The sequence below is a fragment of the Enterovibrio norvegicus genome, assembly GCF_002876705.1.
GTDB lineage: Bacteria > Pseudomonadota > Gammaproteobacteria > Enterobacterales > Vibrionaceae > Enterovibrio > Enterovibrio norvegicus_B.
Window position 1 is genome coordinate 22,843 of record NZ_MDAG01000021.1, and the last position, 22,716, is coordinate 45,558.

Genomic DNA, 22,716 nt, shown 5'->3' on the forward strand with positions numbered 1-22,716 from the left:
TTTGCGGCGCTTGTGCAAACCGATGTTGTTCGGTAATTAAGCCCAAAAGGAAAACACTTAAGGATGAGTGCGTGGGGTACCGTGTTGTAAAACTGTCCGAACTTGCGAGCTATGAGTTTGGGAACATTGAAGGGGCATTTGCCGAGCTAGGTGAGCGAGAACTTGAACGTGTATTGCCGCAAGGCATGGCGTTGAATACGTTTAAAACTCAACTTCAAGAAGGCCAATTGGTCTTACTGAGCGACGCACCAAACACGCCGGCACTCTCATTGTCTTCCTCCCCCTCTGGCGAAAAAACGTGGCAGTTTAATACCGCAGCGCAATCCCGCTTTTCACCGCAAGCACAGACCGCGTTTGTGTCTCGCACCAAGGCGCAAGGCTCTTCGTCTCGTTCCGGCGGCAGCTCTGGCGCTCAAGCTGTCTCGGAACCGGCTTACACACCGCAGCCTCCCGTTGAAGAGAAACCCGAAAAGCCGGGGGTCAATTACGAGTATTTGTTTGAGGTGGCTTGCTCTGAAGAAGTATTGGCGAGCGAAGTCGGCTGCCAATTTGCACTAGGGAAAACGCCGAAAGAGGCAAGCATTGTCAGTTGGGAAACCAAGCCTTCAGAACACGGCACTGTCTTCTCGGCAAAAGCGACGGACGGCGCACCAAGAAAGCTGATTGCGAAAGTGGCCAACACAGAGAAAGGCGTCAGCAATAAAGAGCCCGTTAAACTGAAACCGAAAGATACGGGCGCAATCAGAGAGGCATTTATCCCTGTCGTTCCTTCTGTTCAGCTTGGCTCACGTCTCGGGTTCCCTACTGAAGGGTTTTATTACCACTTCCATAACAACAAGCTGGTTCAGGAATACAAGATTTTGGGGGAAGATCGCTGGGCGTTTTACGCGACTCGCTCAACCCATGAAAGATTGAATACCGAACAAGGCACGAACAAGTACCAAGGGGCCATCCTTCTTTATTGGAAAATCGACAGCAAAGTTGTTAAAGATCAGCACCTCATCTACCTCGATCAGGCGATCACACGAGAACAGTTAGATAACCTGAATGATGATTGGTTGGCTGAACATGGCGCTCCTATTGATGTACCAGCACTGCTCGCTGCTATGCAGCCTCAGCAAGCCGCAGAAAAGCCTTACAAACCACAAACCTTCAATGCCCCTGCCAATGTGGTATATGACCATAAAGAGCGCTTACTCATGGGCTCATCGCTTAAAGCCATTAACAGCGAAAGGTTGGTGGAAAGCGGGTTGCCGGTGGTGAAGGTGAGAAAGCAGGAAGAAAAAACACTTCGCATCGGCGTCTTTTTTGATGGCACAGGTAATAACCTTGAGAACGATAAATACAAAGAAGTGAGAGGCAATACTTCGCGAACAAATGTTGCTAGGTTGTTTGAGGCGTATCCAGAGGAAGTTGGCGTGTCCCACAAGATTTATGTGTCCGGTGTTGGTACGGTCGACTATGACGGTGTGCCAAGAGCCGTGATGGAAAAGTCGATTGATAGTGGCGATGATTTAACAACCCTCGCCATGGCAACTGGCGTTATTGATTTAAACGCTGGAACTGGCGCTTATTACAAATGGCAAAGCTTAATCACACAGCTTAAAGACTTGATAGATGAAAATTTCTCTAGCGATGAATACCGCTTAATCAACAATATAGAATTTGACGTTTTTGGTTTTAGTCGCGGCGCTGCCCTGGCTCGACATTTTATTAATGCTGCTCTAAAAGGCATGCCGGATTACACAACCCCAAGAGGCGGGACAAGTAACCCTGGGCTATCTAATGAGCAACTTCAAGGTATTGGCCGTCCACTCCCTAAGCAAACGTCAGATGGATTAGATATCACTCCAAACCTACTCGGCACAGAAAAAAGCCCAAAGTACACATCCTCAGATGGCTATCATATTGATAAAACTAAAAGAGTGAGCTGCAGGTTTGTTGGACTATTCGATACCGTTGCTTCATTTTATCGGGCAGGAAACAATGATGAAGGAAACTTCAAGCTTGCCCTTGAACCCGATAGTGCAGAAACTATCTACCACATTACTGCATACCATGAATATCGTAAGAACTTCCCACTCACATCACTCAAACGCAGCGGAGTATTGCCGCCCAACTTTTTTGAAGAGGTATTTCCGGGCGCGCACGCTGATGTTGGAGGAGGCTATCCATCTGTTGAGCAATATGGAAAAGAAGGCCTGCCCGACATATATGGATTTCCCATCACTGATAGCTACAATCTAGAGCTAGATAAGCAGCTCAATCTACCTGGGCTGTTACCTCGCGATACGGTTGGATATCTTGAGTACTATGACAAGTCATGGGAGACTGAAATTCAACAAACATATCGAGAGCCAAAGCAGTTTGGTCAAGTGAAGCATGAAGCTAATACATTGTATTTTTATCGCCTTCAGCCGATCAGCACTGGCTTACAGGGCCTTTCTTTAGAGAGAATGAGAGTTCAAGGTGAGCAATCTGGTATACACTGGAATACGAACCGATATGAGAAACCTATTGATTTTGACAAAAGCACCGAGCTTATTCAGCTTGCCAACACACTGAATACTTTACCCAAAGGTTCAATTACATCCTCTGACTGGTTAACGACCGTTGCACCGCATGCGAACGAAACCATTCATCGCCCTTACGACATTCCCGTTAGCCCTGGCTACCATGACATAAAAATTCAGTTCGCCAACTCGCCCAACATCAATGAATCTGGTGAGCTATTTAGGGAAATATTCGACAATGTCTAAATCCGTGAGTTTCCTATTAATCTGCTTAATGCTTGTCGGATGTTCAGACGAACAAGAGGTGTATAAAACACATGCTCGACTTGCCAATGCAGGCAGCCTTGACGGGCCCTATGGGATCATTGATGTGTATGCTACAGATACTTTTGGCGGTCGTATGGGGTTTGGGTTTGGTGCGGTAAATGGCTTCCCAGGAGCAAGCGCCGATGTGGGCGGCCTTGGGGTGCCCAATTTTATTGCGGGCCATTGGGTTAAAGAGGACCCAACAACGAGAAGAGATAGCGTTTACTTTCGCATTGCGTCTCCTATCGATAGTGAATTAGCCAAGAAAAAGATCGAAACGCTAGAAAACTACTACGAAAACTATTCGACCCGCTGGGGGAAAATGCAGTTTGCCGTAGAGGGACCAAGGGCTATGCTCTATTTTTCTTTAGGTTGTTTCCGGAATGACGATTGCACACCACGCCAAAATGCCGACCCCAATGGCTGGGTAGTAAGAAGCCCCAATGGACGTGGCGACGTCGTTTTGCTGTTTGATGGCATTGGTGAAACATCCCCCTCTCCCTATCCAAAGTCTCGTTTAGATTCTCGTAGAATTTACTATGAATTAGCCGAATACAGTGGCATCGACTTTTCAGAGGTCAGGGATGTCGATGGTCAAATCGTAGAAGACGCAGTCGAAATGCCAGTGTATTCAAAAGTGGCGTGGAGTGAAGCTATCAACCCTGAGGATGATTTGAAAGCATGGAAATATCGCTACTATAAATTTGAACATTCGATGGATGACCCTGACGCTCAGGAAGCGAAAATACAGGCCTATCGACAAGGTGCGTTTGATGGGTACCTCAAGCACACCTATATGGAGTTCCTGTTAAAGGGAGATAGCGTAAAAATCACGTACTCTGCCTCATGTTTTCTACCAAATACGACATGTACCGTCACCGAAGATCCCCAAAAACGCTGGGAATACATCCCTGAGATAGATAGGTATGGTGTCGTTTTGTTCAGCGGAAAAGCCGATACGTCAGATAAACCATTTGATGGCATACCAGCACCTCAATAATACCGATTTTGCGTTAAACACCAAATGTATGAATACCGTATTCACTAGTGACCATTGATACAAATAGAAGCCGTATTTCAAGGGCAATGGTATTAGCAATAACATTGTTTGCCCTCTCTCTTGAATTGCTTACGTTGCTTGAATTCACACTAAACGCTGATGCTTACCACTTCGGCTCCGAAGTGAATGGCTTACGGCATGAAAGTGCGTGGCACTATGTTGGGTTTTCTCTCGTTACCCTCACCCTGTTATTTGTCTCCTTGTTCGTGGAACGCCTATTGGAATCAGATGCGTGGGACTTTGCGCTTCGCGTTGCCTTGGTTTTTATCTCTGTTTTTCTTTTCGTCGTTGTTTAAGTGTCTATCTCGCCAATCCTTTCATTGACTTCCCAAAACCAGCCTCGTCATTGCTGAGGCACTTTCACACTTCAACGGTTCACTTTCTTGCTGGTTGCTCGTCGACTCGATGTTGATCAGAAAACCACACTAAAAACATGGGCCGTGATAGATTACTCGTCACTATCGCATTTACTATCGTCGCAACACTTAGCTTCATTTTGTAGAGGTAAATAATGAAAACGATTGAACAGCGACTAAAAGAAATCCAAATCGTACCTGTCATTGCGATTAACGATGTCGCTCACGCTCTGCCTCTGGCAAAAGTGTTGGTAGAAAATAACCTGCCATGTGCTGAAGTGACTTTTCGTACAGAAGCGGCTGCAGAATCCATTCGCATTATGCGTGACGCTTACCCTGAGCTACTGATTGGTGCAGGCACGGTATTGACGACGGAACAAGTCGACATCGCGATTGATGCTGGCGTGGATTTCATCGTGAGCCCGGGTTTCAACCCAACCACAGTGAAATACTGTCAGCAGCGCAACATGCCAATCGTACCGGGTGTGAACAACCCAAGTTTGGTTGAGCAAGCGATGGAAATGGGCCTAAAGACATTGAAGTTCTTCCCTGCTGAGCCGTCTGGTGGCGTGAACATGTTGAAAGCACTGAGCGCGGTTTACCCTGTGAGCTTTATGCCAACAGGCGGTGTTAGCCCGAGCAACGTTGATCAGTACCTTGCGCTAAAAAGCGTTGTTGCTTGTGGCGGTACGTGGATGGTGCCGACTGACATGATGGACAACGGCGACTGGGACGGCATTGCCGCACTGGTAAAAGCGGTTTCAGATCGTTAATCGCTGACGGCTAACCCCATGAAATGCTAAGCCGAGCACATTGCTCGGCTTTTTTTCGCTCGCTCTGCTCCCTTTCTTTATGCCTTCTCTTTATGCCTTCGTCATGTCAGCCTCAAGCCCCACGTTGATCACCTCACTGTATCAACAATAAACCGCTGTGCTGGCTCAGCCACAACTACCCTCTGTGCATGATTGTGAAGAGGGGTTTGTTATGTCTGCGATTCAACAATTCAGCCTTGATGGGCACGTTGCTATTGTCACTGGCGCAGCAGCAGGTATTGGTCGGCGTATTGCTGAAATGTTCGCTGAAGCAGGCGCGTCAGTGGTGGTGAGCGATTTGAATGTAGATGCAGCGAATGAAGTTGCTTCCTCAATCAATGCCACGGGCAGGTTTGCTATCGCAGCCAGTTGCAATGTCACCCTTGAGGTTGAGCGTGCGGCGCTTATCGAGCGTGCGATGACAACCTTTGGCAAAGTGACCATTTTGGTGAATAACGCGGGCGGCGGCGGGCCGAAAGCGTTTGATATGTCGATGACCGATTTCGAATGGGCCTATCAACTCAATGTGTTTGCGCCGTTTCGACTAATGCAGTTATGCGCACCTGAAATGGAGAAAGCAGGCGGCGGCGCCATGTTGAACATCAGTTCGATGGCGGGTGAAAACAAAAATTCGCACATGGCATCGTACGGTTCATCCAAAGCCGCGGTCAACCACCTCACCCGCAATACCGCCTTTGATTTAGGGCCGATGGGCATTCGGGTTAACGCCATTGCACCAGGGGCAATCCGCACCGCAGCGCTGGAAAAAGTGCTCACGCCTGACATTGAAAAAGCGATGTTGAAACACACGCCCTTAGGGCGATTAGGGAAAACTGATGATATCGCTTCCGCCGCGCTGTTTTTGTGTTCGCCTGCGGCGGCTTGGGTGAGCGGACAAGTGCTCACCGTCAGCGGTGGTGGCAGTCAGGAATTAAGTTAATGCCTGTTTAAAGCGGAATGCATTGAAGCGGATAACAAGGGGCACAAGGTTGAATCAAGCAGCCCCTTTTGGAGTTTGGCTGGACAGGGATTACTGCTCCATGATGACCTTCAAGTTTTCAAGGCCCGCTTTGTACAACCCAACGATGGCACCAATCGCTGTTTCGTCGTTCAGGTTCTCAGGCGGGTTGTTGTTTGGGTCGCCTCGGTAAAAACCGGCCTTCCATGTCACGATGCTTTTATCCCCATCCGCTTTGACGGTGATGGTCGATTGATAATTGGTGACAGGGAGAAGTGCAGTGTTGTCTTTGCTGATTTTGTATTTCAGCATCATTTTACTGCTATCAAACGCCTTTATCGTCTCCATCACAGACGCCTCGCCCACAAACACTTGGCGAACCGCTCCTTTTTGATCGGGCTTTCCTTCTACCATCACCACGTTCGTCACTGGTGGCAACCATGAAAGAGAGTTAAACGCGCCAACGGTTTTCCACACCTTGTCAGCAGGGGCGTTAATCGTCATGGACTCTTTCACTTTGAGGCGAGATGGGCCGTGCGCATGCGCGAGAGAAAAGCTCATGGTGCAAAGCAGTACAACAAAAGTAAGAAGGCGTCGTCGATGCATAATCGTTCCCCAATTCATTCACGATGACTCAGTTATATCGGGGGATTGAAGCGAACAGAAACGTTCAATTGGCAAAAGTCTTTTTCATAGCAAGGACAATGGCGGGCTAACAATGATAACGCCGCCTCGGCGGGCGGCTTTCAACGTGGTATGCCGTGCAGTTCGTATAAAAAAACGCATCAATACATCTTCATCGCGCAAACGCTCGCCGAGAGTCACTCGTTTCCCGTTACATCCGCGCTAAATGGTGCCCATTTTTTCGTCAGTCAGTGTTTCAGAATGACAGGGGGAAACCGATGGTGTTTTGAATGTAAAAATTGTTCGCTTTGACGACGTTTACTTTATCGGCCAAAACCACACGATGGGCAGCAGCCCAAAGGCTTTTTCAATCTGAGAAACCAGAAACAGCGCTATCAGTAGCGATCTGAATACACACATAAAATCCTCAAAACGGGTTCTCAGCCCCTAGCTCGAAAATGAAAAGGTGATGAGTAACCTGGGCATATCAAGACGTACATTGATGTTTTCTGTTCACCCGTTTTTCCCCAACGATTAATGTCCGTAGTCAATATTGCTCTATTAACCCCTCTCATTAATGCGTTTTCTCACTGGCGAATCTTACGTCTCATTCCTAATCTCTATATAAATCATTAAAAAGCGTTTGCCTGCATCGTGGTCGTTCACGAGAAGATGCGACGCACTTTTGGGGAACTATATGAAGCGTTATCTCTTGGCAATTGGATTACTGTTGAGTCAGTTAGGTTGTGACTCAAATGCCCCTTCAACCAAGACCATCTTAAACAACACCGCCGAAGATGACGCGATGACACTCGCGCTTTCTAGCCCTCCAGAAAGTGCGGAATATTTAGCAGCCAAACGCTTCGCCAAACTCGTTGATGAAAAAACACTGGGTGAGGTGAAAATCAGATTTATCGAATCTAACTCCCGAATTTCTGACAGAGAAATGGTCGCTGCTGTGCAGAAAGGGTTACTCGATTTCACCATCACGCCTACCTCTCGTCTTTCTTACATCGCACCAGACATGCAGTTGTTCGACTTGCCTTTCCTGTTTGAAGATGAAGCGGCTGTTGACCGCGTTTTTGACAGCAGCGCTGCAAAGCTTTTGCTCTCCAAATTGGATATTCAGGGGCTAGTCGGCCTTTCATTATGGCGTGGTGGCTTCAAACAACTCATGACGACATCACCGATCGAGGCCCCAGAAGACTTCCAGCAACGACGCTTTAAAATCATGGAAAGCCCATTGCTTCGCGAACAATTCAAACTCTGGGGTGGCGCAACCGTCCCCATCGCAGCAAGGCACACAGAGAACGCGTTCCAAAAAGAAGCCATTGATGGGCAAGAAGACACCATCGCAAACATGGCGGGTATTAATGTCGAAAATGCCAACGTGCTCATAACGAACCACGGCTATGTGTCTTTCGTTGTGGCGATGTCGCTAAAATCACACAACGCGCTCTCTCCGACCAACAGAAAAGCCGTGAGGGCCGCCGCCAAAGAAGCAACAGCCTACCAATACGAACTGGCGAATCAGCAAAATGCACAGGCCCTCGAAACATTGAAAAGCAAAGCGACGGTGACAAACGTTTCACCAACACTCACCCGCTGGCTTAACGATGAATCCGCCCCCCTATTGGAGCGCTATCGTCAACGCCTCGGTACGGCGATGGTTGAACAGATCTTACAAGCTCGCGAAAACTGGGCTGAGCCACATCCTGAAAAAATCTTGGTCGCATTAGATGCAGATCTTAGCGGCAACTCGGCCAATTCTGGCCTCTCCATTCGTCGCGGTATTGAGCTCGCCATTGATGAGATCAACGCACAAGGGGGCTTGTTAGGAAAAGAAGTGGCGCTGGTGGCACGTGATAATTCCATGATCCCTTCTCGTGGCCTCGATAACCTTGAGACCTTTGCCGAGCTGCCCAATCTTATTGGTGTCTTCAGTGGCATCAGCAGCCCCGTTGTACTCGCCCAGATTGATTACATTCACCACAAAAAAGTGTTGATGCTCGCCCCTTGGGCTGCTGCGACGCCAATCATCGACAACACGAAATCACCTAACTACGTGTTCCGAGTGTCGGTACGCGATGAATATGCCGCCGAATTCTTGCTCAATGGTGCGTTAGAAATTTCAGACAATGTGGGGTTGTTGTTGGTCAACAATGGGTGGGGGCGCAGCAACTATAAAGGGCTCACCGAAGCGCTGGATAAGCGCAATTTATCGGCGTCTCATATTGAATGGTTTAATTGGGGTGAACGTGATTTCTCCTCCAAAGTCGACCGCCTCATCAAGAAGGGAGCGGACGTAGTGATCTACGTGGGGAATCCTGTAGAAGGCGAGAAATTTGTGTCTGAGCTAGCGCAACGAGTGTCTCCGCCGAGCGTCATTTCGCACTGGGGGATCACAGGATCAGACTTTGCACAAAAGGCCTCTGTCGCGTTAGAACGCGTTGATCTTCGTGTGCTTCAAACCTTCAGCTTTATCGACAACAACAATGCTGAGGTTTCTGACCTTGCGAAGCGTTATCACCTTCGCTATAGCACATCAGAACCTACTGAAATCGTTGCGCCATCCGGCACAGCCCATGCTTACGATCTCATGAACATGCTTGCCACAGCGACAACGCGTGCAGGCAAGGTGGACATGACACGCATTCGAAACGAGATGCAAAAAATCGATAAACATTCTGGACTCATGAAACACTACATCGAACCGTTTGCAAACGGCAATCAGGATGCCCTAGAGCGCTCTGACTACATATTCGCACGCTATCAAGATGGGGCCCTGCATCCAGTAGGCAGTAAAAATGCCCCAAAAAACACAGCGAACAGTGAGAAAATGCGGCCTATGGAGAACACGCCTTAATGTTGGCGAAAAACAGCATTGCACAACGCTTTTCCCGTTCCATTTTAAAACTGTTGGTCGCGTTCTTTGTCTTCGTAGTAAGCGCGACCACAGTTATCGAAGTTATGCGTATCGAACGCCAGTTCAAGTCGCACCTTGAAGACCTTGCTCAAAGTGGTTTGAATGCCCTCAATGCAGAATTAAACGTTCAGCAAAGGGCCGTTGCACGTACCGCATCCAGTAAGCTATCGATCAATAGCTTGATAGACATTGATGGGGGTAGAGCCTACTTTCACCACGCACTTGATGACCTCACACTCTTTAATACCGTTCAAGATGCCTTGGTGTTCGATTATGCGGGGAACACACTATTTCGACATCATCATCATGATGCCGATTGGCTGACACCGTCATTAGTGAATGACACCCTAACCACATCAGAGGGGGGTGTTAAGTTCAGTAACGGCTTTTTTTATATCGTTGAACCCATTGTGTATTTCGATACGGTTCAAGGCGGAATCATCACGCGTATTCCTGCAAACCTCCTGATTCAGCGTGTACTGCAAGATACGCGACATGCCTTTATCATCAACATTGGCGATACCTGGAAATACATCAACAGTGAACGACAAGGTTTTAAGTTCACCATCACCAAGGAGGCCAAAAAAGAACAGGTTCTGGCTGACTTTAACGTATCGCTCACTTACTCAGAGTCCTACCTCTTTCTACTCAATGAAATCACCCCCTGGCTCACCAGCCTAAGTCTTTTAGGATTGTTGGCACTGGTACCTTCCATCGTTATCGCGCGAAACCTTGGACGCCGTATGGCCGATCCCATTTCTCACCTCGTCACAGAGGTGAAATCAGGGAAATACCCTATTTCTGCCTCACAAGAAGGCGATGAAATCGCCATGCTGGCAGACGCGTTCAATGATGCCACGGAAAAACTCGACACATCAAATAAGCTCGATCTTCAAGCGGAACGCATCTCAGGGCAAAGCCAGTTATTAGCGATTGTCGATACCGTGGTCGATTGCATCATCACCATCGACATTAAAGGAAAAATAGCCAGTTTTAACCCTGCGGCAGAAAGTCTCTTTGGTTATCGTGCCAGCGATGTCATTGGCCAGAACGTGAACATTTTGATGCCACAAAAAGAAGCATCAGAGCACGATCAATACCTCGAGAACTACCTCCAAGGAAACCCCGCTAAAATCATTGGAATGGGACGCGAAGTCATCGCGAAGCGCAAAGATGGCTCTGAGTTCAACGCCGACCTTTCAATTAGCGAAATGTTTGTATCAGGAGAGAAGCGATTTACTGGGGTAATTCGTGACATCACAGAACGTAAACGTCACGACCAGATAAAAAGTGAGTTTATCGCCACCGTTAGCCATGAATTGCGTACACCACTCACTTCTATTCGGGGTGCGATTGGCTTGGTGCTGGGTAAATTTGCCGATCAAATCCCTGAAAAAAGCCATCGCATGCTGACGATGGCTTTGAGAAACTGCGAACGTCTCACCTTGCTCATCAACGATATCCTCGACATCGAGAAGTTCGAATCCGGGCAAATGACATTCAACTATTCACGCATCAATCTGAATGCCTTAATACGTCGCGCCATTGAAGACAACGAAGGCTTTGCAAAACAGCATCTGGTGAATATGCATTTTGAATCTCATTGCGACAATGCCTTCGTCAATGCTGACGCCATGCGACTTCAACAAGTCATGGCAAACCTCTTGTCCAACGCAATTAAATACTCTCCCTCAGCAGGAACCGTGTCTATAAGCCTGCATGAACATTCCGATGATTACCGCATCGACGTGACGGATCACGGCCCCGGCATTCCCACAGAATTTCATGCTCATATCTTTGAACGCTTTTCACAAGCAGACAGCACAGACACACGAAGGGTCGGTGGAACAGGGCTTGGTTTGAGTATTTCTCAGGCCATCGTTGAACGCCATCACGGCGAACTGAATTTCTATTCCGTGCCAGGGGAAGGTGCAACCTTTTATTTCACCCTGCCGGCAGAGCCTTGTGACCAAACGCGGCTTATTCGCCACTCGGCACTCAACACCAGCGACATGCGCCAACAGGTTTTGTGTATCGACGACGATGATCACTGCATCGAAACCCTGCGGGATATGCTCACAACTTACGCTGATATTTCCCATGCATTTTCATTCGACAGCGCCAAACTCGCTCTCAATCAGCAATTTTTTGATCTTGTCATTTTGAATGTTGATATCGCTGACGGCTGCGGCGAAAAATTGCTCCAGTCCCCATTATTAAACGGCACAGCGATTATCGTTGTCATGCAGGAAGATAATGAAAAAGTGCTTCCTGATCAGGTAAAAGCGACATTTCATAAGTCTCCATCGAGTATCAAGAGGCTGAAAAATGAAGTCCGTCTTATACTCAATAGAAGTCACAAGGAAAGGCAACTAAATGCATAACAATGTTACCGTGCTTTATGTTGAAGACGACGAGGACATTCGAGATGTTGCGGAGATGGCACTCGAAGACGATGGCTTTACGATCTTACCCTGTGAGTCAGGGGCCGATGCATTGGAAAAGGCCGCGTTGTCAGAACCCGATCTTTTGCTACTTGATGTGATGATGCCGGACATGGATGGGCCGACCACCCTCGCTAACTTGCGAAAGCTTCCTCACCTTGCATCCACGCCCGTGATCTTTATGACTGCAAAAGTGCAGCCCGCGGAAATCAATGCGTATCGCAGTTATGGCGCCATTGGCGTCATCAGCAAGCCCTTTGACCCTATGGGTCTTGCCGATGAAATCAAACAACTCATGACACAGGCGTAGTTTATGAAGCCGTCGCAGATAAAAAAATTCCAAGAACAACAAAACAAGTTCTCTAAAGGTGTTGCCACACGTATTGATAGGATCACCGCGCTTTGGGTTGCCATTCAATCTGCGGCCGACAACCATTTCACAGAACTGGAAGACTTGATCTTAGAAGCGCATAAACTCGCAGGAACAGCGACAACCTTAGGCTTCGTCGACTTGGGGGAGCGAGGGCGAGACATTGAGATCCTAACGCGACCGTATTTAGAAAAGCAGGCGCTACCCAAAGGCGATGCGGATCTAGAATCCATCATCCAATCGCTAAGTTATGTAAGTACGATAGAACCTAAACGCCCTGAAGACATGACCTACGGGGAAGTGACACTGCTGCATGAGCAAGGACGCACCAAGCAATTGGTTTACGTCGTAGCAGAACACGCCGAAGACACTAAAGACATGGTCGAACAGCTTCAGTTTATTGATTATGAAGTTGTGTCGTTTGATTCTGCAGACACGCTGAAGCTAGCCCTTGATAAAGAGGCCCCTTCGGTACTTATCGTCGATTTGCGTGAATTTGATCTGCTTGATGAAGTCACCAAAGTGTGGCGAAAAGCCAGTGGGATCCCTTTGGTGGTTCTGAGTTCCTCTGAAAGTTGGGACAGCCGTTTGAACGCCGCACAAGCCGGTGCATTTGCCTTCTTCCAAAAGCCCATTGAATACGATGATATTCTCGAAGTGTTGGATAACCTTTGGGAAAGCAGCAACGCGCAATATCGCGTGTTGATCGTGGAAGATGAACGCATGCTTGCCGAACATTACTCCATCATCCTGCAAGGTGCAGGCATGAAAACGCTCATTTTGGAAAATACTGAACACCTGTTAGACGAAATCGGCGAGTTCAGCCCTGATTTGGTGCTGATGGATTTGTACATGCCAAACTGCTCGGGCGTGGAAGCGGCCAGCGTGATTCGCCAACATAAGTCTCACACCAATTTGCCTATCGTGTACCTTTCCGGTGAGACGGACTTAAAAACCCAGATGCAAGCACTTCAAGTCGGGGCGGATGACTTCCTAACGAAGCCGATTAATGATTTACACCTCACTCAAGCCGTCTCGATTCGTGCGAAGCGTTTCCGTCAACTCAGCGCCTTGATGGACAGAGACAGCCTGACAGGCTTGCTCAATCACTCCAACCTGAAAGTGGCACTCGACAGGGAGCTGTCTCGCGCTCGACGTCATCATTCGCAAGTCAGCTTTGTCATGATTGATATTGACCACTTTAAATCGGTGAACGACAAATATGGCCACCCTGTAGGCGACAAAGTCATCAAAGGCGTGGCGAGGCTACTGAATTACCGTTTCCGTAAAACCGATACCTGCGCACGGTATGGCGGCGAAGAGTTTGCACTCATCTTGCCCGACACCCCTGCAGACATTGCGCTTCGATTGATAGATGAGTTTCGACTGACGTTTTCTAAAACGCCGTTTTCCAATGGCCCGGAGACGTTTTATTCTACCCTTAGTGCAGGACTCGCGACTTTTCCTGAGTTTCAATCAATTGAAACCATCATTGAAGCGGCCGATTCCGCGTTATATCTCGCAAAAGAAAAAGGCCGAAACCGCGTTGTTACCCACGTAGAGCTTGATACAGGGAAGGACGACGAGAAAAGCGCCTGAGAGATCACTAAGAGAAAGCTGTGAGGGTTTTGCAAGAATTTCGCAACCCTCTCGCCATTTTTACGCGCCATGCTGAGGGTGTACCTCATCTGCATGGAGCTCAACATGAACAAATTACTCCTTGGCTTAGCGATTGGCGCGTCTCTCTCTGCCTCCGCCCACGCCGCCAATATTGAAGTCAATATCACGAATGCCACTGATGGCATCTACTTCACGCCTCTCCTCGTCGCCACGCACAGTAAAGACGCTTACCTGTTCCGCTCAGGCGAATCTGCATCGTCAGAGCTTGAAGCCATGGCGGAAGGTGGTGACATTTCAGGCCTTGAAAGCGTTGCTGCCAATGCGGGGGCATCAGTCAGTGCAAACCCTGCTGAAGGCATTTTGAATCCGGGGGATTCCACCAGCACCACATTGTATGCTGAGCACGGCGATGTGTTGTCTATTACTGCCATGTTACTCCCTTCTAACGATGCATTCATCGGCGTTGATAGCTGGAAGATTCCTAAGAAAAAAGGCACCTATGTCATCAAAGCGAACGGCTATGATGCAGGAACAGAAGCCAATGACGAGCTGGCTGGCAGCGTGCCAACGCCACCGTTTATCACCTTCGGTGCGAACGGCACGGGCGTCGACACTAGCGTTGCTAATGACAAAGTTCACATCCACCCAGGTAATCTTGGCGATACCGATCCACAAGGTGGCATCAGTGACTTTGACAGCACAGCACATCGTTGGTTAAACCCTGTCGCGCTGATCACTGTCACTGTGTATTAAGGGAGGGCTGACTATGTTTCGCTTATCCCTTGTTGGCCTAACGGCACTGATCCTTGCGGGCTGTCCGCTGCAAAAAGAGTACAAAGTGACGGTAGAAAACCTCACTGACGCGCAGCCTATGTCTCCCGTTACCCTGATTACACACAAGAAGCAATTCACCTTGTTCGAAACAGGCCAACCTGTTTCCGTCGCGTTGGAGAAATTGGCCGAAGGCGGTGATAACAGCGGCGTACTGGCTTACGAAAACAATCGAAAAGTCGGAGAAACCTTCTCTGGAGAAGGCGCATTGCCACCAGGCGCATCAGAAGAGTTCACGGTGTACGTCACGCGTAAGAACACCCAATACTTGTCTGTGGCTTCCATGTTTGTGAACACCAATGACGCCATCGTGGCTGAAACAGGCATCAACCTGAGGAAAATCAAGCCAGGGCAGAGCATGTCATTCAACATCCCTGTTTGGGATGCAGGAACAGAAGCCAATGACGAAGCTGCATCTGCCATTCCAGGACCAGCAGGCGGCGGAGAAGGCTTTAATACGGAACGTGATGATGTCGATCGCATTCGTATTCATCCCGGCGTGTTGTCTGTGGATGATGGTTTGAGTGATTCAGCACTGTCATACCGTCATCGCTTCCTCAACCCAGGCGCGAAAGTCACGATTACTCGAGTGTGGTAGTTCGGGTAACAGTGAACGCCAGATACGTCCTAGCCTCCAATCGACGTATCTGAGCGGTAACATCAGGTTTTCATCTAGCCGAACTTGATGTTCCAAACGCTCTCCCCCTTGACCGGGTGAGAGCGTTTTTTCTTATCCTGATGTTACCGATCTGTACCCAGTAAACTGAATGCGAAACCATCCCGTAATGTTACGCATTGAAATGTGATAATCTGCTGTTGGGTCTACAGACCTTTGATGATGATTTTTACAATGGTCTGTGGGGGCTTTATTCAAAGCAAGGGCTCCGAAGTGTCGTCGCTTACATCAGAAGCCGATAACGCAGAAGAAAATCGCCACAAATACGGCCCGAAGCCATACCAAGGAGAGAGTGTGCTGAGCTATATCGAATCTCATGAAACGGTATTTCGTTTGTTTTCTTTTTTCTCCATCTTCATCGTGATGGCGGCATTCGAGTGGCTCTTTCCTAAACGTCTTCTTTCCGTCAGTAAAGCAAAACGCTGGCTGAACAACATTGCGTTGATGGTGTTTAACACGGTCGCATTACGCATCATCTTCCCCGTTGCAGCGGCGGGTTTTGCCGCTTGGTGCCAAGCCAACGGCATCGGCTTATTTCACTTTTTTGAGATCTCTCATGGCATTGCCGTGCTACTTAGCATTGTCGCGTTAGATGGCATCATTTGGTTCCAACACCGCCTTTTCCACACCGTCCCTCTTTTATGGCGACTGCATGCCGTGCATCATGCTGACCGAGATTTAGACGTCACCTCTGGCGCACGATTCCATACCATTGAAATTTTGCTTTCCATGTTGATCAAGTTAGTAGCCATTGCGTTACTCGGCGCGCCAGTGGTTGCCGTGATCCTGTTTGAAATCATTCTTAGCGGCATGGCGTTGTTTAATCACAGCAACGTTGCCTTGCCACATTCGATCGACAAAGTGGTGCGATGGTTTGTTGTGACGCCCGACATGCACCGCGTTCATCACTCCATTCATCGCCATGAGTCGGACTCAAACTTTGGATTTAATCTGGCTATTTGGGATCGTCTGTTTAACACGTATCGCGCTCAACCTGACGAGGGGCACTATGGCATGACCATTGGCTTGTCCTACGTGCGAGAGGAAAAACATGTGGTCTGGTTGTTTGGTCTATTACGCATGCCTTTTACTCGCAATAAAGCATCATCTTCTGAGCCATCAAACGAGCAAAACAACTCGTCACTTTAGCCACCTTCACAACCGTTAGGAAAGCACCGCCCATGAGCACCGTTATTGTTACCTCGCTTAACCCTGCCAAAATTGCAGCGGTAGACACCGCGTTTCGCGCCGTTTTTCCAGAACAAGACATGACCTTTCAAGGTGTATCCGTGTCCAGCGATGTGCCCGATCAACCCATGACCAGCGAAGAAACCTTGGCGGGCGCCCGTAATCGCGTAAGAAACGCAAAAGCAATCGTTGAAGGGGATTTTTATGTGGGCGTGGAAGCAGGTCTAGACGACCCTTTCACGTTTGCATGGATGGTGATTGAAAGCGCAAACATCGACGGAAAACACCGAACCGGCGAAGCCCGCTCAGCCTCTCTCCCCTTGCCACCTGCCGCCATTAAAGGCATTGAAGCAGGCAAAGAACTGGGCGATGTGATGGATGAGATGTTTAACGAGGAAAACGTAAAGCAAAAAGGCGGGGCTATTGGCATGCTTACCGAACACCTGCTCACTCGAAGCTCGGTCTACCATCAAGCCTTGGTGTTGGCGCTGATCCCGTTTATCCATCCGGCGTTATTTCCGGAAGAATAAGATTCGAGATTCGAGATTCGAGATTCGAGATTCGAGATTCGAGATTCGAAGATAGTGGGGTAAGTCGCTTCAGCGTCAAACTGTTTGCTCTGCCCTTACGCTTTTTCTCTTATCTCGAGTCTGCTCTTTCTCTCATCTGGCGATGGCTACTTCTTCAACAACTCCACCAGCCATGCTTTTTCCGACTCATCAAATTGCTTCAATTCGTTCGATCCGCGAGTGATGGTTGCGACGCCCACACCCAGCATTTGGCTAAGCTGGCGCTGGCTGATCTCGCCTTTCAATAACTCGTTAACGATGTTTACGCGGGTAACAAGCGTGTCTCGCTCGTCTTGGGTAAGCAGCATTTTCAACAGTTTTTCTTCGTGGCCCGCGTCGATCGCACGGTGGATAAGAGTGAGAACTTCTTGCCAGTCTGAATACTCAGGTGTGTTTTCCATTGCTACCTCATGCATTGATGCCCGTTACTTATACCCAAATCATGAGCATAATGGCTTTCACACAAACATTGTACGCACAGCGCGTGTGCCACTCAAACATTCAATATCGCTAAAACGCATTCACCCCCTAAATGTTTAAGGAATGATATTTCCTTGAAAACACACGGGGATAAGAAGGTGAACAACAGTGTTGAGCGATAAAAATAAAACGCCCGCCCCTCTCATTGAGTACCCACTAATCGGTTAAGCAGGTCACGAATCAAAGGGGCAGGCATTGATGTTAATACTGGTAGCCTTGCTCACCAGTGGTTAAAAATTGCATCGGTTGTCCAAGCAATTTGCTGTAGTAAATGTCATACATCAGCACATTCTGAACATAACCACGGGTTTCTCTGAAAGGAATCGCTTCAATAAACGAAATGGCATCCAGGTTTCCATCAGATCGTTCCAACCAACGCGTCACGCGGTGCGGGCCAGCGTTGTAGGCTGCAAACGCCAAGATACGGTTTTCGTCAAAGCGATCGAGCATCATGCTTAGGTAACCACTACCTAGTCGAATGTTCACCCCCGGATCACTCAAGCTTTTCGTACCGCGATAATTGAAACCCAGTTTCTTCGAGGTTTCTCGCGCTGTCGCAGGCATAAGTTGCATCAAGCCGCGCGCCCCCACGGGTGATACCGCATTGGTGTAAAACGCACTTTCCTGACGAGATAGCGCCAGCAATGTCGTTAGGGGGACTTGGCGCTCTTTGCTGAAAAACTCAAACCACCAACGATGGGCCAACGGGAAACGGTATTCCAAATGTCCCCAGAGCTTGCCCGCAATCGTGGCCTGCACAGACAGGTGATACCACTTATGCTGAGACGCATAGGCTGCCAGCATGGCTTTTTGCTCTTGGGTCGCGCCATTCAACAGATGACGCCATTCACGACGCGCCGCGGTGAGCTTGTCTAACGCGAGAAGCTCATCAACGCGATCCAATGTCGATTGGAACGGCACTATCTTTGCGCTATCAAGCGGTGTGTGTTGCTGAGGAATAGTGATTGCCGCATTCAGGTGTGAAGCGGCAGCCACGCTGTAGAAATTGCGCTCACCCAGCATGGCAGCAAACCCTTTTTCTGCTGCCGCTTTATTGCCAAGCTCTAACGCAACACGGGCTTTCCAGTATTGCCATTTGAGGTTTTTCGCTTCTTCCGCTGAAAGCTTACCTAACCAAAGGTTAACGTCTTTCCAATCCGCGCTCAGCAATGACACACGAATACGGCGATCGAGCAGCGACGGGTTTTGCGTGGTCTTAAGCTTGCTATCACGCCACGTCGCCAGTGTTTCGTCATCGGTACTCATCAAGCGACTTGCCACAAAATCAGCCATTTCTTGGCGAACATGACGCGTGTAATGTTGCCCTTCCACGGTGCGCGTAAACTGCGCTACGGCTTCTTTGGAATCAATGCGAGCAAGGCGCTCAAACGCCAAACGCGTAAGACGCTGATTGAACGGTGTTACTTTGTTTTTCTTCGAAAAGTCTGACACGCCTTGAGGCTTATCGTACAAATCTTGAATTTGTTCGCCGCGTGCTTTTGCTGATCCGGTCAATTGCTTATTGAGGTAGCGCATTAAGGCAACATTGCGCTTATCAAACACCAACAACATGCGTTCTAAGATCAGGTCGTTGTTCAATTTCCCATTGTCTTCAAGGAAGCTGAATAGCGGGTCACAGGCGTTATCAACCGACGATCCTGAGAGGTAAAGCGATTTAGCGCCAGACAGCGCAAGGGCTTTGTCACCCGCTTGGCTATGGGCAAAATAGTATTGGCATTGGTAGCTCTCGCCACGCGGCAACGTCTTTTGATACGTCAGCAAGGTTTTCCACTGTCCTTTCGCTGCCAATGTACTCAAATACCTCGCGCGAATTGAGCGTGTAAAAGGCAAGTCAGCATAGGTTTTTTCAAACTGCTGAACGTCATTCATCGACGCCGAGTTCAACGACCGTGAAAAGCTGCGATAGTCCAAATACGGATAAAGCGGATAATCTGAAATACTGTTTTTGAGGCGTGTAAACTCCGCCAGGTTATTGCCTTCTATGGCAGATATCGCTGACTCATAGCGAGCACGTTTTTCATCTAGCGTTAAGGCATAAGACGACGTCGAAACCATCGTCAACGCCATCAAACTGGCAGGCAGCATTTTGGTTGAAATTGAACGAGACATCGCGCTAAGCGATTTAAAATAGGCGTTTGTAATTATTGATTTTTTTGTTGATAGCATTCCGTATGCTTCTCCAAGGCGCACCTGTTCATTTAGCTTATACCTAAACCGCGCAAAGATTCAGGTTTCACTGAGTTTAATTGTATCTGTGATCCATGCCCTTTCTGGCAGTGTCATGCCACAAAGTCAGACACCTTCATTCCGCGGTCGTTTGAGGGGATATACCCAAGAAGCCTGAAGATGCTCGATGTCAGGTTACTTGGGTATATACCAAACTGTCGGCACAAATGCCTCTATTTAACTGTTGCTGAATGCGTCAAAGTGAAGCGGTTAACAGAAAGAAGCGCGCAGGCTTCGTGCCTCAAATGTCCCGCATTTTTTGCCGCACCCTGCTAGTTGGTAATCTCAATGCAAAAATGGTTCCCTTTTCATCGACATTCCTCAGGCGGTTTCAAGTTCGATTTACGTCTTTGATACCTGCAACTTCAGGTGGATTGGGATAGAATAAGCCTTTTATGTGACAAGAGAACGCGAGCAGAAATGGCTGAGTACGTTTATACCATGTCGCGCGTTGGCAAAATTGTGCCACCGAAGCGTCAGATCCTGAAAGACATCTCCCTGTGCTTTTTCCCTGGCGCCAAAATCGGCGTATTGGGTCTAAACGGTGCAGGTAAATCCACCCTTCTTCGCATCATGGCGGGTATCGATACCGATATCGAAGGTGAAGCACGTGCACAACCTGGCATCAAAGTGGGTTACCTGCCTCAGGAACCAAAACTGGATGAAGAAAAAACCGTTCGTGAAACCGTAGAAGAAGCGGTGGCGGATGTTGCAGGTGCACTTTCTCGTCTAGACGCAGTTTACGCGGCGTACGCAGAACCTGATGCAGATTTCGATGCCCTCGCAAAAGAGCAAGGCGAACTCGAAGCGCTGATCCAAGCAAAAGACGGCCACAACCTAGATAACGCCCTTGAGCGTGCTGCTGACGCACTGCGTTTGCCAGAGTGGGATGCGAAAATTAAGCATCTATCTGGTGGTGAGCGTCGTCGTGTTGCTATCTGTCGTCTGCTGCTAGAAAAACCTGATATGTTGCTTCTTGACGAACCAACGAACCACTTGGATGCAGAATCTGTGGGTTGGTTGGAGCGTTTCTTGGTGGATTACAACGGCACCGTTGTGGCTATCACGCACGACCGTTACTTCTTGGACAACGCTGCTGGCTGGATCCTAGAACTTGACCGTGGTGAAGGTATTCCATGGGAAGGTAACTACACCTCATGGCTTGAGCAAAAAGATGCGCGTCTACAACAAGAATCGTCGCAAGAAAGTGCTCGCCAGAAGACCATCGAGAAAGAACTTGAGTGGGTTCGTCAGAATCCTAAAGGTCGTCAGTCAAAATCTAAAGCACGTATGGCGCGCTTTGAAGAGCTGAACAACAGCGAACACCAACGCCGTAACGAAACCAATGAGCTGTTCATTCCGCCTGGCCTACGTCTTGGTGATAAAGTTATCGAAATCAACAATCTGACCAAATCATTTGGTGATCGCGTGTTGATTGATGACTTGTCATTCAGCGTGCCAAAAGGTGCAATCGTCGGCATCATCGGTGCGAACGGTGCGGGTAAATCAACCCTGTTCAAGATGTTGAGTGGCACTGAGCAACCCGACAGCGGCACCATCGAGCTGGGTGAAACCGTGCAACTGGCATCGGTTGAACAGTTCCGTGACAGCATGACGGATTCAAACACCGTGTACCAAGAGATCTCTGAAGGTGCGGAAATTATCCGTATCCACAACTTTGAGCTTCCAGCACGTGCGTACTGCTCGCGCTTCAACTTCAAAGGCAGCGATCAACAAAAACGCATCGGTGATTTGTCAGGTGGTGAGCGTAACCGTGTTCACTTGGCGAAACTGCTTAAGTCAGGCGGTAACGTATTGCTGCTGGATGAACCAACCAATGACTTGGACGTAGAAACCCTACGTGCATTGGAAGAAGCACTGCTGGAATTCCCAGGCTGTGCCATGGTTATCTCGCACGACCGTTGGTTCCTTGACCGTATCGCTACCCACATTCTTGATTACCGCGACGAAGGTAAAGTGAACTTCTTCGAAGGTAACTACAACGAATACAGCGAGTGGTTGAAGCAAACGTTGGGCGCACAAGCAGCCCAACCGCACCGCATGAAGTACAAGCGTGTAACCAAGTAATATTGGGCATGATGTACGTAAAAGGGTCACTTCGGTGGCCCTTTTTCTTTTTGTTTCACAGTCGGATATAACAGATCTGCACAACATCATTGAGCGTATTATCACTAACACGCGCCGTGCATCACGCTCGAGACAAGCAAGAGTAGAGTTATAGGTGCGTCTCACCTACACTGGTGTAAAGAGTTTAATAGTACGGTGTAACAAATCTGAGGCAAAACAACGCCTCCGAGGACATAAGTTATGGCAGAACGTCGACAATTTTCTCGCGTTGTATACCGAGCGCCCGCCACCATGACGCAAGGCGATAGCGTGTGGCAGACAAAGATTTTAGATTTATCACTAAAAGGCGCACTGCTAGAAGCTCCCACACACTGGCAAATGGAAAGCGCACAGGAATACAATGTTCACTTCCAACTTCATGAATCTGAGATCAGCATTGATATGGATGTTGATGTGGTTCAAGAGGTCGATGGCTTGCTTTGCTGTAAAATCGTGCACATCGATATCGACAGTGCCAGCCACCTAAAACGCCTCGTTGAATTAAACGTTGGCAATGATGATTTGCTTCATCGAGAATTAGCACAACTCACCGATATGAAAGATATCGTATAATCCTTTTTTTGCTCGCTGCGCATACGTACATAAAGT

General features: G+C 48.5%; 18 protein-coding genes. 15 read left to right on the forward strand and 3 right to left on the reverse strand.

The genetic code is table 11. The features are described 5' to 3' along the window. The first annotated feature begins 71 nt into the window (after positions 1–71). The 5 genes from BCT27_RS25850 (at position 72) to hdhA (ending at position 5,987) form a co-directional block, all read left to right on the forward strand. Complete coding sequence (locus tag BCT27_RS25850) at positions 72–2,759, forward strand: DUF2235 domain-containing protein (protein WP_241908568.1); 2,688 nt, start codon at positions 72–74, stop codon at positions 2,757–2,759. Continuing rightward, positions 2,752–3,819, forward strand: coding sequence for a hypothetical protein (locus BCT27_RS25665; RefSeq protein ID WP_198597558.1), 1,068 nt, complete (start codon positions 2,752–2,754; stop codon positions 3,817–3,819). Before BCT27_RS25850 ends, BCT27_RS25665 begins: the two co-directional genes overlap by 8 nt. 47 nt (positions 3,820–3,866) lie before the next feature. After that, positions 3,867–4,175, forward strand: a complete 309-nt coding sequence (locus BCT27_RS12785) for a hypothetical protein (RefSeq protein ID WP_241908569.1) — start codon at positions 3,867–3,869, stop codon at positions 4,173–4,175. A 215-nt stretch (positions 4,176–4,390) separates the two neighbouring features. After that, a complete protein-coding gene (locus BCT27_RS12790; RefSeq protein ID WP_102317496.1) occupies positions 4,391–5,008 on the forward strand; it encodes a bifunctional 4-hydroxy-2-oxoglutarate aldolase/2-dehydro-3-deoxy-phosphogluconate aldolase in 618 nt (205 codons plus the stop codon). 211 nt (positions 5,009–5,219) lie between these two features. After that, a complete protein-coding gene (gene hdhA / locus BCT27_RS12795; RefSeq protein ID WP_102317495.1) occupies positions 5,220–5,987 on the forward strand; it encodes a 7-alpha-hydroxysteroid dehydrogenase in 768 nt (255 codons plus the stop codon). A 90-nt stretch (positions 5,988–6,077) separates the two neighbouring features. Here hdhA and BCT27_RS12800 read toward each other — a convergent pair whose 3' ends face one another. Beyond that, positions 6,078–6,611, reverse strand: coding sequence for an SRPBCC family protein (locus BCT27_RS12800; protein ID WP_102317494.1), 534 nt, complete (start codon positions 6,609–6,611; stop codon positions 6,078–6,080). A gap of 715 nt (positions 6,612–7,326) precedes the next feature. Here BCT27_RS12800 and BCT27_RS12805 point away from each other — a divergent pair. The 8 genes from BCT27_RS12805 (at position 7,327) to yjjX (ending at position 17,214) form a co-directional block, all read left to right on the forward strand. Beyond that, positions 7,327–9,495 (forward strand): DctP family TRAP transporter solute-binding subunit, encoded by a 2,169-nt coding sequence (locus BCT27_RS12805; protein WP_102395971.1) that lies wholly within the window; start codon positions 7,327–7,329, stop codon positions 9,493–9,495. Next, positions 9,495–11,939, forward strand: a complete 2,445-nt coding sequence (locus BCT27_RS12810) for an ATP-binding protein (protein WP_102395972.1) — start codon at positions 9,495–9,497, stop codon at positions 11,937–11,939. Before BCT27_RS12805 ends, BCT27_RS12810 begins: the two co-directional genes overlap by 1 nt. Further along, positions 11,932–12,309, forward strand: a complete 378-nt coding sequence (locus tag BCT27_RS12815) for a response regulator (protein WP_102389607.1) — start codon at positions 11,932–11,934, stop codon at positions 12,307–12,309. The genes BCT27_RS12810 and BCT27_RS12815 overlap by 8 nt, the downstream gene beginning before the upstream one ends. 3 nt (positions 12,310–12,312) lie before the next feature. Beyond that, a complete protein-coding gene (locus BCT27_RS12820; protein ID WP_102395973.1) occupies positions 12,313–13,968 on the forward strand; it encodes a GGDEF domain-containing protein in 1,656 nt (551 codons plus the stop codon). A gap of 105 nt (positions 13,969–14,073) precedes the next feature. After that, the gene (locus BCT27_RS12825; RefSeq protein ID WP_102317489.1) at positions 14,074–14,742 is read left to right on the forward strand and encodes a spondin domain-containing protein; all 669 of its coding nucleotides are present in this window, start codon (positions 14,074–14,076) and stop codon (positions 14,740–14,742) included. A 13-nt stretch (positions 14,743–14,755) separates the two neighbouring features. Next, positions 14,756–15,418, forward strand: coding sequence for a spondin domain-containing protein (locus BCT27_RS12830; RefSeq protein WP_102395974.1), 663 nt, complete (start codon positions 14,756–14,758; stop codon positions 15,416–15,418). 372 nt (positions 15,419–15,790) lie between these two features. Then, positions 15,791–16,645, forward strand: a complete 855-nt coding sequence (locus BCT27_RS12835; protein WP_102396000.1) for a sterol desaturase family protein — start codon at positions 15,791–15,793, stop codon at positions 16,643–16,645. 32 nt (positions 16,646–16,677) lie between these two features. Further along, positions 16,678–17,214: an inosine/xanthosine triphosphatase gene (gene yjjX / locus BCT27_RS12840; RefSeq protein WP_102395975.1), complete on the forward strand. Its 537-nt coding sequence runs from the start codon at positions 16,678–16,680 to the stop codon at positions 17,212–17,214. A 146-nt stretch (positions 17,215–17,360) separates the two neighbouring features. On the opposite strand, the gene trpR is transcribed toward yjjX, so the two are convergent. Next, positions 17,361–17,654, reverse strand: a complete 294-nt coding sequence (gene trpR, locus BCT27_RS12845; RefSeq protein WP_017007852.1) for a trp operon repressor — start codon at positions 17,652–17,654, stop codon at positions 17,361–17,363. A gap of 280 nt (positions 17,655–17,934) precedes the next feature. Beyond that, entirely contained in the window at positions 17,935–19,920 is a 1,986-nt protein-coding gene (gene sltY / locus BCT27_RS12850) for a murein transglycosylase (protein WP_102395976.1), read from the reverse strand. A gap of 480 nt (positions 19,921–20,400) precedes the next feature. On the opposite strand from sltY, the gene ettA reads away from it, so the two are divergent. After that, complete coding sequence (ettA, locus tag BCT27_RS12855; protein WP_017012559.1) at positions 20,401–22,068, forward strand: energy-dependent translational throttle protein EttA; 1,668 nt, start codon at positions 20,401–20,403, stop codon at positions 22,066–22,068. 240 nt (positions 22,069–22,308) lie between these two features. Continuing rightward, on the forward strand, positions 22,309–22,680 hold the full coding sequence (locus BCT27_RS12860; RefSeq protein WP_102317485.1) for a PilZ domain-containing protein: 372 nt from the start codon (positions 22,309–22,311) through the stop codon (positions 22,678–22,680). Positions 22,681–22,716 lie beyond the last annotated feature (36 nt).

Excerpts from the sequence above, each read along its gene's own strand:
- BCT27_RS12805 (WP_102395971.1), top strand. The coding sequence starts at position 7,327 with ATGAAGCGTTATCTCTTGGCAATTGGATTACTGTTGAGTCAGTTAGGT.
- BCT27_RS12815 (WP_102389607.1), top strand. The coding sequence starts at position 11,932 with ATGCATAACAATGTTACCGTGCTTTATGTTGAAGACGACGAGGACATT.
- trpR (WP_017007852.1), bottom strand. The coding sequence starts at position 17,654 with ATGGAAAACACACCTGAGTATTCAGACTGGCAAGAAGTTCTCACTCTT.
- ettA (WP_017012559.1), top strand. The coding sequence starts at position 20,401 with ATGGCTGAGTACGTTTATACCATGTCGCGCGTTGGCAAAATTGTGCCA.
- BCT27_RS25665 (WP_198597558.1), top strand. The coding sequence starts at position 2,752 with ATGTCTAAATCCGTGAGTTTCCTATTAATCTGCTTAATGCTTGTCGGA.
- BCT27_RS12810 (WP_102395972.1), top strand. The coding sequence starts at position 9,495 with ATGTTGGCGAAAAACAGCATTGCACAACGCTTTTCCCGTTCCATTTTA.
- BCT27_RS12825 (WP_102317489.1), top strand. The coding sequence starts at position 14,074 with ATGAACAAATTACTCCTTGGCTTAGCGATTGGCGCGTCTCTCTCTGCC.
- sltY (WP_102395976.1), bottom strand. The coding sequence starts at position 19,920 with ATGCTATCAACAAAAAAATCAATAATTACAAACGCCTATTTTAAATCG.
- hdhA (WP_102317495.1), top strand. The coding sequence starts at position 5,220 with ATGTCTGCGATTCAACAATTCAGCCTTGATGGGCACGTTGCTATTGTC.
- BCT27_RS12830 (WP_102395974.1), top strand. The coding sequence starts at position 14,756 with ATGTTTCGCTTATCCCTTGTTGGCCTAACGGCACTGATCCTTGCGGGC.
- BCT27_RS12860 (WP_102317485.1), top strand. The coding sequence starts at position 22,309 with ATGGCAGAACGTCGACAATTTTCTCGCGTTGTATACCGAGCGCCCGCC.
- BCT27_RS12820 (WP_102395973.1), top strand. The coding sequence starts at position 12,313 with ATGAAGCCGTCGCAGATAAAAAAATTCCAAGAACAACAAAACAAGTTC.
- BCT27_RS12790 (WP_102317496.1), top strand. The coding sequence starts at position 4,391 with ATGAAAACGATTGAACAGCGACTAAAAGAAATCCAAATCGTACCTGTC.
- yjjX (WP_102395975.1), top strand. The coding sequence starts at position 16,678 with ATGAGCACCGTTATTGTTACCTCGCTTAACCCTGCCAAAATTGCAGCG.
- BCT27_RS12800 (WP_102317494.1), bottom strand. The coding sequence starts at position 6,611 with ATGCATCGACGACGCCTTCTTACTTTTGTTGTACTGCTTTGCACCATG.